Raw genomic sequence first — 14,124 nt, forward strand, 5'->3', positions numbered from 1 at the left:
CTGTGATGACGCGCAAGGTTGGAAACCTGAACTCGAACGCGCAGCTCGAAGCGATCGGTTCCGACATCGTCCGCCGCCTCGGCGGTGTCTGGAAGCCGGGCGGGGCCATGTGCCATTGTCCGGCTCATTGCGACCGTACCCCGAGCCTCTCGGTCCGGGTCGGCGACACCGCTTTGTTGTTCAAGTGCTTTGCCGGATGCGACACCCACGAGGTCATCCGGCATATCGTGCGGCTTGAAGAAAGGGCCCTTGCGCACTTCGAGCAACCGCGACCGGACGGCGTGCATTCGCCTTCGCATCTTGTCCGGCACCAGCTTGCCCAGCGCCTATGGGACGAGGCACGTCCATTGGCCGGAACGCCCGGGGAGGTCTATTTGCGACGTCGACGTATCGCACTCCTGCCCGGTTCGTTGCGGTTCCATTCGAAGGTTCCGCTTGGCTCAGGCCAAGCAACCGATTTTCGGCCGGCCCTGATCGGGGCTCTGCACGATGCCCGTTTTCACGAGGAGGGGCGTTTCACGGCGATCCAGCGGACCTTCTTTGCGCGTCATGACGCGCGCCGGGCACCAGATCTCCCCGATCCGCGCATGATGCTGGGGCGTCCAGGCAGAGCCGCCGTCTTGCTTGCCCCCGCAGAGGGTATTCTGGGACTTGCCGAAGGTATCGAGACCGCGCTCTCGGCCATGATCCTGTTTGGCATGCCGGTGTGGGCGACGCTTGGAGCAGAGCGTTTTCACCAGATCGGCATCCCGTCGCGGATACGGCACATCACCCTCTTTCCCGACAACGATAGGGCTGGAGAAATGGCGGTGGCCCGCGCCCTCGTCGCGTACGCCGATCCGGGCCGGGTCATTGCCATCAAGTTCCCGCCAGCCCGCTTCAAGGACTGGAACGACGTGTTGCGGGCAGGAGGGAAGGGGGTGGGGAAGGGGTGGCGGCAAATGGCCTGACGGTCAGGCTGTCCCCGCCAGGAGTATACCCACATGAGCCAACTTCCCATCCTCGTCGCCGCCACGAACCTGACAAAGTCGCCCAGCAATGTGCGCACCGTTGGTGACCCGGTCGCCGACGCGCAGCTCGAGGCGAACATCGCGGCAAAGGGCGTTCGTCAAAATCTCATCGGTGTGCCCATCGCGCGCAAGAAGGGCCACTACCGTGTCATCGCCGGCGGGCGACGGCTCGATGCTGTCCATCGCCTTATCGAAAAGGGGCATTTCGCGCCCGATTACCAGATCCCCGTCCTGGTGCTCGGCAACGCCAGGGATGCCATCGAAACGAGCCTCGAGGAGAATTTCTTCTCCCTTACGATGAATCCGGCCGACACCTGCCGGGCTTTTCAGGATATAATCGAGAACGAGGGCAAGACGGCCGAAGACGTTGCCAAACGCTTTGGCCTCTCCGAGCGCTTCGTGCGCAGCCGACTTCGGCTCGCCGATCTCGCCGATCCCGTCTTCGAAGCTCTTCGCAACGGCGAGATCACGCTCAACGTGGCCATCGCTTACGCCAGCACCAGCGACCGAACGCGGCAGGCGGAGGTCTTCGAACTCCTCAACGACGGATACTACCGATCCAACGTCAACGAGATCAAGCGTCAGCTGGTCGAGGAAACCTATCTCGGCAGCGACCCCAAGGCACTCCTTGTCGGGCGCGATGCCTATGTCGAAGCCGGTGGGCGGGTCGACCTCGACCTGTTTACCGATGCGACGACCGAGCGCTGGATCGACGGTGATCTTCTCAGCCGTCTCGTCGCCGAGAAGCTTGCAAAGGCCGCCCAGGCGCTGCGCGAACGCGAAGGGCTAGGCGAGGTGCGGGTCAGTCCCTCGACCCATGTTTCCTACAACGACACCTGGGATCTGCGCCCGCTCAAGCTCGACAGCCCCGAACGCACCGCCGAGCAGCAGGCGCGCCTTGCGCAACTCGAGGCGGAAATCGAGGCCGCCAACGAGGCCTGGGAGGAGGCCGACGAGGATGGCCAGGTCGAGCACGCCGAGCGCCTCGAGCGGCTCGAGGCGGAATACCGTTCGATCGAAGCACCGGCACCTGTCTTGACCGACGAACAGAAAGCTGGGGCTCTTGCCTATCTCGTCATCGGTCCCGATGGGCAACCTCGTCTTCACGAGCAATTCTATACCCTGCCGCTCGATCCTGACGGCGAAGCAGGTGATGGCGTCGCAGAGAACGACGAGGAAGAAATTCGCGCAAGCGCGCAAGTTCCAGACAAGGCCCCCTACACCCAGCGCCTGGCCCAGGAACTGGCCGAGATGAAGAGCGAATTGCTGCGCGTTCACATCGCCCGTGATCCGCGTTTTGCCCTCGAGCTTGGTGCCTTCTGGATGGTCGACAAGGCGACGCGGCTCTATGGCAGCGAGGATCTTGCCAGCGAACTGCGGGCGGACACGTTCTCCGGCGCGCTAACAGGTTTCCACAGCGGCACTCGCGCCGCCCACGAGTGGGACAAGATCGATCAGTCACTCGATCGGACCTGGACCGATGCCGGCGATGCCTGCCAGCGATACGACGCCTTCTGCGCTCTTGCGGACGAGGCCCGCGCCGCCTGGCTCGCCTGGGCAATCGCGCGGACATTGCATGCCGTGACCGCTGGTCGAAAAGGCGAGGTATTCATCAATCATCTGGGGGCCAAGCTCGATATTGACGTGGCCGCCTGGTGGCGCCCCACCGCGACCAACTACTTCGATCGCCTGAGCAGCAAGGCCGCGATTTTGGCCCATCTTGAGGAAATCGGCGGCCAGGAGCTCGCCAGTCGCTACGGCGCCTCCAGAAAGCATGAGCTGGCAACTTCCGCTGAAAGGCTGTTTGCCGGAGAAGTGCCCATCGAACCGGAAGCGCGCAATGCCGCGCTTGTCTGGGTTCCCGATGTCATGCGCTATGGCCGGCGCACAGACCTGAGCGAGGAGGCGCCTGGCGAAGGCGAAGCGGCCTGCAGCGACGATTTGCCGCAGGCGGCCTGACAACCCGCGGGACTGTGGTCATAAGCCGCAGTCCCGCACCTCCGCCAGGTGCGGCGAGCGCAGCGTTCGGAGCCGATCTGACGGCAGGCAAGGAGCCGACTTGTCCCCACGGCGCAATGCGGTGAGAGGAATAAAATTCCGTCTCCGTGGCGGCGCGCGCCTGTCGGCCGTTCAGCTCAGTACAGCGCACCGTCCGGCAAGATCATTTCCGATCCGGGGATTGCACGTCACTGGAAACGAAACGAGCTCACAGGAATATCACTCAGTACCTGGGCCTGTGGGGTTTCATCATGAGGTGTGCCGGTCCGCACAGTGCACCGGAAAGCACCGATCATTGCGATGGGACTTCCTCTTGCAATGGCATTGCGCTGGTGGAAGCCGGCTTGGCTGCCGATTTACGATTGCGGCCGCGCTTTGGCGTCGAAGCCTCCTTCACGTCGACGGCCTCCGCTGCAGGCAGGCTGCTCGCAGCGGTTTTGCTGGCCTTCCGCTTCGGTTTTGCGGCATTGCCCTTCGCTGTCGGCGCGGCGCCACCCGCAGCCGTCTTTCCGGCGTTTGTCCTGGCCGCCGCGCGCTTGGGCTTGCTCGTGGACGCCTGTTGTTCGGGCGCACTTGCCTTGGCCGGCGTACGACGCCGGCTTGCCGCTTTCGTTGCAGGTGCACCGGACCAAACGCCTTCTTGCGAAGAGATGGGCGCTTCTATGGGCGCGGCTTCGAGTGTCGGTGCGGGCGCAGAGGCGGCCTTGCGATTGCCGCCAAGGCCCGACTTGCGCGCCACCTCTCGGCGTGCTTGCGAATAGCTCGGAGCGACCAGAGGATAGTCCGCCGGCAGCTTGTAGCGCGCGCGATATTCCGCCGGCGTCATGCCGCGCGAAGACAAGTGGCGCTTGAGTGTCTTGTATGGCTTGCCATCGATCAAGCTCACGATCTCATCCGGCGACGCCAGGCTCTCTTCAATGGACACTGCGGGGACATAGTCGTGTGCCGAAGCGGGAGGTGGCGTCACGACCTCGTCCGCGACGGGCGTAACCTGGGGGGCGTTTTCTCGTTTCGCGACCGCCGTCGTGGAGACGTCCTCGACGATGCTCGTTCCTCCCAACAGGGCGCGCCGCGTGCCTTCCACAAGCGCAGGTAACTCGTTGCTGGGCACCGTATTGTTGGCAAAATAGGCGCTGAGCAACGTCACGGTCAAAGACATCACACCAGAATTGTCGATCTCAGTCATGCACTCTCCTGCTCCCGCTGCAACTATCGACCTTGAATAGGGCTCGCTCAGCCACTCCTGCACATCCTCGTGCCTCGATTTTCCATGCAAGTCAAAAGGGAGCAAGGGGGGCAGGCGCGAAGCACGCGAACATTGGGCGTTCGTGAAGAGACCGCCAACTTTCAAATCCCCCCCGGGTGTCCTGCCCGTACAAGACCGTTTGCCTTACTCGATTTCGTCGCGCCGCTTCCAGGCGCGCCAACACCTTGCTGCAACAGAGTAGGGCGGCAACGAGCGTTCGCACGGTCGACGGATTACCTGCTTGTGCAAAAGCCAACTTTGCAACGGGAGAAGAGGGGAGGGGGGAAGGAAGAGTGGTGGACCCAAAGCGGGCCACGCGCATCCATCCAGGAGATACGTCCATGACTACCCCGTCTATCGCGGTTGATACGCCGCACGCCACCCAGTCCTACAAGGTCGATATCTCGCGCGGTCGAAATGTTTCGCGGGTGTCGTCCGAATGGTATTCTCGCCCCGACGATGAAAGGTTTCTCTCGCTCGATGAACTCTATCGCAGTGTACGTCTTCGCGCCGATGGCGCCCGCACGTCTACCGTCGAAAGTCGCGACGTCCGGTTTGAGGCGAGCCTGGACAATGCCGAACGCCTGGCCTTGATCGTGCCCGGAGAAGACGAGCCGGTCTTGCCCACCAACTGGTCGTTCGGCCAACTGTCCAGCCTTGTCGGCGCTCCGGCCGGATATCTCAGAAACCTTCCGGCCGCGCTCGCCGGTATCAATCTCCAGCACGGTGTCATCAACCATCGCGGCGAACAGGTCAAACTCCTCAAGACGCATGTGGGACGCACCGAACTGCGGGCCGTGACAGGGCCCGACTATGGTCGGATCTGGGATCATGAACTGGTCGGTGCCGTTATGAAGTTCGCGGGCGACGGGGTCGGCGATACCCGTTGGAAAGTGCCGGGCGTTCTCGACTGGAGTTCGATGCGGTATAACCCCTATGTCGACGTCTCTCGCGAAAACACCACGCTTTATGCCTCGGATCGCGACGTTTTCCTGTTTCTGGTCGACGATACCCATCCGATCGAGGCGGGCAAACTGCCCAACGGCGATCCGGATCTGTTTTTCCGTGGCTTCTATTGCTGGAATTCCGAGGTGGGCTCCAAAACCCTGGGAATGGCGACATTCTATCTACGTGCGGTGTGCATGAACCGCAATCTGTGGGGCGTGGAGAGTTTCGAGGAGATTTCGCTCCGCCACTCGAAATTTGCCGCCCATCGCTTCGCGCATCAGGCCGCGCCCGCCCTCGAGCGCTTCGCGGATTCCTCAGCCTCGAGCTTCGTCGACGGCATCAAAACGGCACGAGCTCGCGTCGTGGCCCGGACTGGCGAGGACCGCGAGAATTTCTTGCGCAAGACCGGCTTCTCCAAGGCCGAGACCGCCAAGATCATCCAGTCCGTCATCACCGAGGAAGGGCATCCGCCTGCCAGCCTGTTCGACTTCGTTCAGGGTATCACCGCCCACGCCCGAAGCCGGCACAATCAGGACGCGCGGCTTGAGATCGAAGCCAAGGCGCGCAAGCTCTTCGCCAGAGTGAACTGACAAAAGGCGGCAGGCCCACGTGCGCCGAACGCGTGCGGTTGCAGGGGGCGCATTGTTCTCGGAACCTTTGCGAGGCGCATGACCGAAATGGCCTGCCGTCAGTCAAACCCGTGGGGATCGGTCCGGCGTGTGCGACGTTCTTGAAAGCGCATGCCGGACCTTGCGGCCTTTTCGCTAAGGTCACACTCGAACTTGGGTGCGAAGGCAGGGCCCTAGCCGGTCCTTATTGCAAGCGCGCGGTCGACGATGCATGCGCTCTGGAATGGCTTCATCACTCATTTCTCAACCCGCCTGCGCAAGCGGTCGCCGCGTTCCTGGTCACATCACAGGTATCCGCCCGTGAGCGACAGCAAGGTTCCTGTCCGCTTGCGCGGGATCGTCCGGTTGACCGATCGGGGACCTCTGCTTGAAGTCGAGGTTGGACCGTTCTGGCGAATCCAGACCAAGGATGACTTGACGCCCTATCAGGATCGAGCCGTCTGGATCGAGGCATGGCAGCTGGGGGCGTGTAATCTCGATCTGCTGTGGATAGGGGAGGGCTGACGTATCGGCCGAGCACGGCATGTTGATCCCGCTTGTGTGTTCCCCTTTTGGCAAGGCAGCAGCTGGTTCGCTCTTGCCCGCGGCTGCCGCACGCTTCACGGCACACAAGGAGTGCTGGATCATCGTCCTTTGCGCCATCGCCGCTGTCCCGAAGCGTTCGGCAGGGGCGGCAGGGCTAACCCGCCCTGCCGATACCGGCTTCACGTCAGCCAAGTCTGTTGGAACGGATCACATGAACAGGCGGTACGGATAGACACTCCTTGGCAGATCCGGAACATTCGCGATCGTGCGCGCCAGCCGCTGCGAGTAGCGAATGCTTACCGGAACCGGGTCGTAGAGGGCGTCGTTGTTCCAATCCATCTTCGTTAGTGCCAGCGCCTCGTGCGCCATGAGTTCGAGGGGGCCATGCCCGGCATGCCGGACAAGGTGCAACGGTCGCGGAATGCTTTTCGCCCCTTGGTAGTAGTCCCCCCTGGATGACACTTGCGGTGCATTCCCCGCGACCCAGACGAGCGCCGAATTGCCTGAACGCGGGACCATCGTACCGCGCGGGACCGGGTAGCCGGAGGGCCGGCTTGGCGGCTTGGGGCGGTCCGAACGGATAAGCCAGACCCCTCGCCAGCAGGAAGACGAGCCTATCTCCACGCACTCGATTTCCGCAACGCCGGCCAGAGCATCGAAGGCTCCCTCGATCTCTCCCTCCTTGAAAGCAGTGGTCTTGTGAATGACCATGCGTCTGGGCAGGTTACCGCCATTGCGGCCTTGATACAGAGCCAGGCTGCGGGCCAGCACCGAGCGCATGTCGTCACGGCTCAGGAAGGGATTGCGGCGTGCCTCGGTGACATCGGTAATGGGGTCGCGCGCCTCAAAGGCGACGAACTGCATGCCGCCGCCATCCATGTCGAACACCTGCGAGCAGCAGGTCACGTAATGCGCATCGCGCTGGTCGCCGCGCAGGGCGTAGGCAAGGCCGATATAGGCGGTGTCGGATGGCACCCCTGGCAACGGTGCCAGCTTCCAGGGCGTACCAGCCGCCTTCACGTACAGCGCGGTTGCGAGGCGCCATGCCAGCGAGGCCTTGTGGCTGAAGGTGAAGGCCCGGTCGTTGAGGACTTGCGTGGGGATGTTGTATTTCGCGCCGAGCGCTTTGAGCGAATCGTGCGCGTCGAAGAAGCGGCCGCGCGTGGCCGGCGCCCACGTGTCCGGAAAATGCACCAGGACAACGTCAAACTGGCTGCGAAGCGTTTCCAGTTGGCGCAGCGCCGCTTCCATCGCGAGAAAGAGCCGCATCTGCACTTCACCCTCGCCAGGCAATTCGTTGAGGTGGTCGGGCCAGCGAATATGGGCCTCACCGCAAGCGGCTTCGAGGGAGACGCCGAACAGGTCCTCGAAACCGGGATAGTCCACGACGTATTCGGAGCGGTCCGAGGGACGGTGCCGCGCCCGAAGGGACAGCATCAATTCGCCCCGGCGCTTGAAGGCACTGCGCGGGCCTACGGTCGCTATGCGTATGCGCGGGGTGTATCCGCCGAACGAACCTTTCGAATAGGGGCCATGGTTAAGCAACCCGCGCAAGGGATGGACATCCACTTGCGCGGGGTCCGACGGGGAAAAGGCCAATAGGGGCTCGTCCAGCAGCGTGAAGGGCGGGAGCTTGGATGCAAGAGCGGGGCTGCTCATCATTTGCTCCTGTTGAAATAGGCATGGTGATGGCTCGGGCGACTCCAGCCCGTAACCGGCGAAATTTCGAATACCGCATCGATCCCGGCGCCGTCCGCGAGCCCCAGGGCCGCCATTCTCCCGCCAGCACCCGCCGTCAGGAGCTGCGCCCAGGCATCGATGATGCTCGCCCAGTTGCGGTTGTAGCGTTGCGCCCATCGCTCCCTTCGCCAGTCTCCGGCCGGATCTCCGCCATGATGGGGACGCTGCCCCATGGGATCCGAAGCGGGCGGTCCTTTCGCATCGGCTTCTGAGACGGTCTCGCCCCTGGGACGCTGCACGAACGTGTACGGCTCAAAGCCGCACCACCAGCAGGCATTGACCTGCTCGAGCTTCAGGAAGACGCCTTCCTGAAATGGCAGGCCCAGCTTGGGGACTCGCCCGGTCAAATCGGCGTTGTAGGCGCTGCGAAGTCTCGCAAGGATCTGCTTGTCCCTGCGTGCGCGTTCCGCAGGATCCTGCGGCCGCGCACGCGCGACAACGAGAGAATGGCCGGAACGCTCGTAGCGAGGGATAAGCGGCCGACGCCGGCCCAGGGCCCGCACCAGTGCCTCGTAAAGCAAACCGAGCGCCCAACTGTCTGCTCCGGGATTCAGTTCGACCTCGCCTGCCAATCGGGCATCGTAAGGAGCCAGCGCCGCAAGGATCTCCTCATCATTCCCGAAGACGGCCAGCTCTTTTCCATTGGCTGCGACCGTGGCCCGGCATCCCTTTTCCTTGAGAATCGTGCGCATTTCAGGCGTGGTCGTCGCCCGCGACAGCGTCACGCGCCGAGCGGTACGAGGCATGGCCTCGATCAACAAGGAAGAGTAGCGCAGAACCGGATAGGATCGCGCTTCCGCCGTGGGAAGTTGCACCGGCACCAGGCGTGGCGCGGGGCGTCCGGCCATGACCCAGTCGCATAGCGGATCGATCAGATCGACCGTGCTCAAAATGTCCGAGGCCAACTCGTCGAAGGTGGCGCATTCCACGATGGCCACGTCGACACCCGCCGCATGGGCTCGGCTCAGGAACTGCGTGACGGCGGGCAGGAGGCGCGATGCCGAGGACGTCATCCAGTACAGGCCGCTCGGAAAAGGATCGCGCCCCTCGAGAATTGCGCCCAGCGCCTCCATGATTGATGCATCGCGGCCGCTGTAGCCAACGAACATCATGCCGAAGCGCTTGCCTGCCTCAACCAGCACATGGCGCATGCGTTCATCTTGCCGTTCGAGTTCGGTACCTGTGTTCTTGATCGCGATCGACTGGTAGTCTCCGTGAAGTTTCGCGATCAGCGGCCAAGCGGACTCGTTCAGGCAACGCATTGCTCGTTCGGCCGAGTCGATGGCCGCAACCGTCGGCCGGACCTGTGCGTCCAGCGGCAATTGTGCGTTTGCGGAAACGGTTGCCTCCTCGACCAGCGGATCGAAGTTGGTCGTGAACACGCAGTCGACCTTGCCCGCAGCGATCAGGCTGCCCAGGGTCTTCTGGCCGAAACACGCTGTGCCCTTGGCAATGGCGTTTTCGATATATTGCCGACGATGTCGCGCCTGAGGATAGACGGCCTCGAAGGCCGCGGCATATTCGGTTGGATCGTTCTCGGGCGGGAGAAGCGAGCGCTGGCGCAAAAAGGCATCGATACGTTCGGACCAGACTGGATCCGCGGTGTCGATCTCACGCCTCGAGACGTTCGCTTCCCGGCAAAATATCTGCGCCTTGAAATCCCGGATCATGGCATAGCCGGTGGGAATTCCCGATGCCGCCGACGCGCCCGCCCCGAGAAACCAACTGACCAGGTTGGGTCTCAGCGCGAAGGCGGTCGCAAACTGTTTGGCTGACATGGTGGGTATCGAACTGATGGCGCAATTCCTTCAATTACCTGTCAAAGATATACTGGCATTACTCGGGCAAGCTGTTGCTATCCCTTGTGTGGATACCGTTTCGTGAACCCCTGCCGCCCGACGGGTCGCTCTTGTTTGCCCATTCTATCACTATCGATCTCGACGCGCGGTGTCAGGGTTTCTGCGGCTCTTTGAGCGGTTGTTGCTCGTCCGTTGGGTCGAGGCCGTTCCCGGTCTGCGCAAGAAGTGGCCACGCTGCCAGTCTTGCAGGTAGATCTGCGACAGGTCTTTCCTCACGCCCCTGCCTCCGGCTCGAGCAAACGTGTGGAAGAGGCGATCCAAGGTGTCCCACCAGTCCGCCCGCTTGGAAATCAGGCGGGTGATCAGGATGCTTGCCGCCGCTTGCGCGCGCCACGAGACAACGCCGCTGTCCCAGGCCTTGTTCATGAAATCGGCAACGACGTGGCAATGCGCAGCAATGTCGGCGCTCGGTCCTCCGATGTAGCCGGATACCGTCTCGATCAAGGCCTTGCCGTGCTCGTGCTTGAGGAGCTCGATCAGAATGTCTGCGTCGAGCCAGACATGGCCGTGCCGCCGTGAGGCCAGCCGGGCCACGGTCAAGGCGTAGAGTGTCATGTCGATAACGCCTACCTCGACCATCGCGCGCGCGGCCGCCTGCAGCCATGCGCCTTGTGCAAAGCCCAGGCTGACCGCCAACTGCCTCAGATGCAGATCATCCGAGACCAGCAGCCGTCCTGTTTGCCGCGCCAGGAGCATGGGATCGAGGATACCTTCGACGATTTCACGGTGCACCAGCCGGGCAAGCTGATCGTCATCGGCTCCTTCGGCGGGCAGCACTTCGCAATTTGCCGTGAGCGCTTCCACCGTTCGCGAGAACATGGCGACCCGCTTTTGGGTTTCCTCTGGAGTGTGGACCTGCCGCACAGCCTCACTGCCCACGTATCCGATGGTCATGTATTCCCGGCCCAGGTGGATTTCTTCCCTGGCGCGCATCTCGACAAGCTCGTCGATCGTCCTTTGCGAGATGGTGAGAGGCCCGAAGAAGGCACGCATCGGTTCCAGAAGATCGAAATGGTATGCGCACCACGCCGTGAGCGTATCCAGGACGATGCCATGGCCTTTGGCGTGCAGACACGCCTCATGGGCTGCATCCCGTTCCTGCGGGCTCGCCAGGCAGGTCCGGATCTCCCCGCCGTGCTGGGGCACCAGTTCCGCGATCTGGAGCACGCTCACATGGTTGAGTGCCGCCAGGATTTGCAGGGGGAGTGATGCCTCGTTATAGGCCCGGCAAATATCGACGCTGTGCTCATGGTGTTCGCGCACCATGTCCAGAACAGGCTTCACGTCCCCGCCTTGAAGGGTCAGTGACCCCATACTGCGCGATTGAGGGAAGCGTGTCGCATGCGTATGCAGGATGTCGTGCAACAGCCAGACATAGCGGTGCTTGAGTTCCCTGAGGCAATATTGCCGTGCCGCACCGATGCCTTGCGCCACAACGATCCGGTCGCCGACCTTGCGTCCCAGGACTTCCATCGCCAGAGGCTGGTCGGGAGGGTAGTTCACGACTTCAGGGGTGGCCGTCGCTGACAGCAGCCCGCTGACGTCCTTGCCGCCGCCAAGGTCCTCGAGCCGGAACCAGTCGCCAATCTGCGCCGGGCGATCCATCTGCAACGCTTCCGGCAAGCGATCGCTTGCGAAAAACAGCCCCGGATACATCTGCACGACCTCCTCGAGACCGCGATGGTGCGAGGCAACCGTATAGGCCAGTTCGAAAGCGCGCGTGTCCTCTCCGGCGTATCGAAGCGTCTGCGCCAGGCGCATCTTGTCCTCCTCGCAGCCAACCGCGGTTGTCTCGTCGAAAGTGCGCACCAGTTCGTCCGCAGCGCTCTTGCGATCGGCGCGCAGATAGACCTTGTAGAGCATGATCCGGGCCCGAAGGTCCTCAGGGCTTGCCGCGAGGGTCTGCTTCAGATGCCGCTCGGCACCGGCAATATCGCCGCGTGCATCGGCCGCCGCTCCGGCCAACCGCGCCACTTGGGGCAAGGCGATCACGTCCGGCGCAATCTCGTCGAAGAATTGGCGGGTTCGCGGCGTCACCGGCGCGTTGGCAAAGGCCCAGGCAAGCCAGAGCAAGGGAGGGCTCAGGTGGTCGCTCGCGATATGGCCGTCAAGCGCCGCAATGACCGCCGCCGTGTCGTCGAGCTCTACGGCCGTTTCCGCAGCCATCACCCGCATGAACTTCGGCGATTGCGTCCAAAGCCGATCGAGCAATTGCGCCAGAAACGCCTTTGCCAGTTCGGGGGCATGGGAGCACGCCATCCGCGCGGCGCCGCCAAGAACGGCGGCATCGCCCGGCCAGTCCGCGAGAAGTGCGTGCAACTCGGCTTCCGCTTGCGATGCGCCCGAACCGATGCGGCCACGTGCCCGCATGGTATCGAACATTGCGCGATCCTCCACGCGAAGCGCACTGCGCCGCTCCGCGCTAGCGAATGCGAGCAGCGCGGGCCAGTCAGCCAATTCGCAAAGGGCCACGAGCATGGCCATCGTCCGGGCTGCGCTCTCGGGAAGGTCTCGGACGCGTTCGATCGCTTTGGCCGGCGCATCCTCGAGGACGTCAAGGTGCGCGCGTGCAATGAGGGCTTCGGGCAAGGCCGGGGCCACCGCCAGCACCTGGTCGGCGCTGCGGCAGGCATCGTCGAACCTTTGAAGGCTCCGGTAGGCCGCTACGAGATTGACGCCAACACCTGCCCAGACGGGTTGACCCGCGTTCTCGTAAAGCCGGACTTCGTCCCAATGCGCCTGAAGCAATGCCGCGGCGCGTTCGATACGCGCCCGCACATCGCTTTCTGGCAAAGTCGCTTCATGGAGAGAAAGCCCACCAAAGCCCTCTTCCAGCAAGGCCTCGGCTGCCAGCCTTTGCGCCACACCGGAATCGGGATGCGCCTCCAGCAAATCTGCCGCCGATGTCCGCCAGGCCGCGTCGTCGTTCTGCCGCAGCAGGTTGAGGCGATGGATCGCGACGTTTTCGTCGCTGTGCAGTTCCTCTGGAACAAACGCCTCGGGGTTGGCGGACAGTTTCCCCATGGCTGCGGCCTGATAGGCATAGGCGGCGGACAGCGTGTCCCCGCGATCTTCCTCAAGCAGACAGCGGCACCGCGCGAGCGCCTCAGCGAATTGGCCTTCGAGCAGGAGGCCCAGCGCCAGGTTCGCGCGTGCCTTGCGATCTTCGGGCGTGATGGCATAGGCCGCTCGAAAGAACGCCGCAGCCTCCTTATCGCGGCCTTGGCGCATGCGCGCAAACCCGAGATTGGCTTTGATACGCGCGCGCACCGAAGGCGAAGCTGTCGCCGGTAGTCTATCTTCCAGATCGCTGAGCATCGTCGCGGCCGTGTCGGGGCGGCCCCGGTTCAGCAGGTCGCGAAAGGAATCGATCTGCTGGTCCAGGACCTTGTCCATCGCAGGGCTTGGCTCCATGTCCACCCCGCGGACGATAGCCAGGATCTGCTGCACATCGCTGGCCATGACCTGTTGATCAGAGCGTGCGGCCGACACTTCGGACATCACGTCCTGCCCAAGGTTCAGGCCTGCGCGCCCCAGGCCCAGCAGTTCGTCGGTCGATGCGCTGTATTCGGGATCGAAAGCGTGAAGGGCTTGCGGGTATTGGCGAATACGGCGTTGAAGTTCGTTCCAGCCCCAGATGTGAATTTCGACAGACCGCCCCAGATCGGCTTGTTCCTGTCTTAGCTGTGTCACCAAGTTGTCCAGGGCGAGCGTGTCGTTCCCCGTCGTGACGACATAGATTTCAGCAAGTTGGGGCTCTATCGCGAGCGCCCTGACAATGTCCGAGCGCGCCTCCTGGACACTCAGCGGATCATTGCGCTTCTTGAGCTTGCACTGAACCGCAACCGGCCGTCTCGGGTCGCCGTCACGATGACCGATAAGATCGATGCCCTGTTGATCCGCTCCCGAGGTGGCAACACCTTTCACGCCCGCGTCGTTGAAATAGTGTTGAAAGAGCGTAGCGCACCGATCCTCGAACACTTCGGAGCTTTCCGGAATTCCTATGACATTGCTTGATTGCATGGCGGCGAGGTTAGCCATGACCAGCCGCGTGGCGCTACTGTGAAGTCGAAGGCGACTGTGCGTAACCTGTTGGCAAGATGCCCGTGACTTTCAAGGTGCGGGCCATCGCCTGCTTCTCTTCCCTGGCCTATTCTTGATTTGCCGTT

8 protein-coding genes are annotated in these 14,124 nt (G+C 62.8%); 4 read left to right on the forward strand and 4 right to left on the reverse strand.

Annotated features, from left to right (window positions below):
• The first annotated feature begins 5 nt into the window (after window positions 1-5).
• Window positions 6-950, forward strand: a complete 945-nt coding sequence (locus tag HT136_RS03380) for a DUF7146 domain-containing protein (protein ID WP_214197829.1) — start codon at window positions 6-8, stop codon at window positions 948-950.
• 33 nt (window positions 951-983) lie between these two features.
• Entirely contained in the window at window positions 984-2,969 is a 1,986-nt protein-coding gene (locus HT136_RS03385) for a ParB/RepB/Spo0J family partition protein (protein WP_214197831.1), read from the forward strand.
• 331 nt (window positions 2,970-3,300) lie between these two features.
• Here HT136_RS03385 and HT136_RS03390 read toward each other — a convergent pair whose 3' ends face one another.
• Entirely contained in the window at window positions 3,301-4,194 is an 894-nt protein-coding gene (locus HT136_RS03390; RefSeq protein WP_214197833.1) for a Ros/MucR family transcriptional regulator, read from the reverse strand.
• A gap of 401 nt (window positions 4,195-4,595) precedes the next feature.
• Between HT136_RS03390 and HT136_RS03395 the strand changes: the two genes are divergently transcribed.
• Window positions 4,596-5,792 carry a DUF932 domain-containing protein gene (locus HT136_RS03395; protein ID WP_214197835.1) on the forward strand — a complete coding sequence of 399 codons (1,197 nt, stop codon included), beginning with the start codon at window positions 4,596-4,598 and terminating at the stop codon, window positions 5,790-5,792.
• 339 nt (window positions 5,793-6,131) lie between these two features.
• The gene (locus HT136_RS03400) at window positions 6,132-6,335 is read left to right on the forward strand and encodes a hypothetical protein (RefSeq protein WP_214197837.1); all 204 of its coding nucleotides are present in this window, start codon (window positions 6,132-6,134) and stop codon (window positions 6,333-6,335) included.
• 228 nt (window positions 6,336-6,563) lie between these two features.
• Here HT136_RS03400 and HT136_RS03405 read toward each other — a convergent pair whose 3' ends face one another.
• The 3 genes from HT136_RS03405 to HT136_RS03415 all read right to left on the reverse strand — a co-directional run bounded on the left by HT136_RS03405 (window position 6,564) and on the right by HT136_RS03415 (window position 13,996).
• On the reverse strand, window positions 6,564-7,742 hold the full coding sequence (locus tag HT136_RS03405) for an argonaute/piwi family protein (RefSeq protein ID WP_214197838.1): 1,179 nt from the start codon (window positions 7,740-7,742) through the stop codon (window positions 6,564-6,566).
• A gap of 272 nt (window positions 7,743-8,014) precedes the next feature.
• Window positions 8,015-9,874, reverse strand: coding sequence for an SIR2 family protein (locus HT136_RS03410; RefSeq protein ID WP_214197840.1), 1,860 nt, complete (start codon window positions 9,872-9,874; stop codon window positions 8,015-8,017).
• A gap of 150 nt (window positions 9,875-10,024) precedes the next feature.
• Window positions 10,025-13,996, reverse strand: coding sequence for a PIN domain-containing protein (locus tag HT136_RS03415; protein WP_214197842.1), 3,972 nt, complete (start codon window positions 13,994-13,996; stop codon window positions 10,025-10,027).
• Window positions 13,997-14,124 lie beyond the last annotated feature (128 nt).

Source organism: Novosphingobium profundi (assembly GCF_018491765.1).
Taxonomy (GTDB): domain Bacteria; phylum Pseudomonadota; class Alphaproteobacteria; order Sphingomonadales; family Sphingomonadaceae; genus Novosphingobium; species Novosphingobium profundi.

Bases quoted from the DNA above. Each gene is read 5' to 3' on its own strand.
- HT136_RS03380 (WP_214197829.1), top strand. From the start codon at position 6: ATGACGCGCAAGGTTGGAAACCTGAACTCGAACGCGCAGCTCGAAGCG.
- HT136_RS03385 (WP_214197831.1), top strand. From the start codon at position 984: ATGAGCCAACTTCCCATCCTCGTCGCCGCCACGAACCTGACAAAGTCG.
- HT136_RS03390 (WP_214197833.1), bottom strand. From the start codon at position 4,194: ATGACTGAGATCGACAATTCTGGTGTGATGTCTTTGACCGTGACGTTG.
- HT136_RS03395 (WP_214197835.1), top strand. From the start codon at position 4,596: ATGACTACCCCGTCTATCGCGGTTGATACGCCGCACGCCACCCAGTCC.
- HT136_RS03410 (WP_214197840.1), bottom strand. From the start codon at position 9,874: ATGTCAGCCAAACAGTTTGCGACCGCCTTCGCGCTGAGACCCAACCTG.
- HT136_RS03415 (WP_214197842.1), bottom strand. From the start codon at position 13,996: ATGGCTAACCTCGCCGCCATGCAATCAAGCAATGTCATAGGAATTCCG.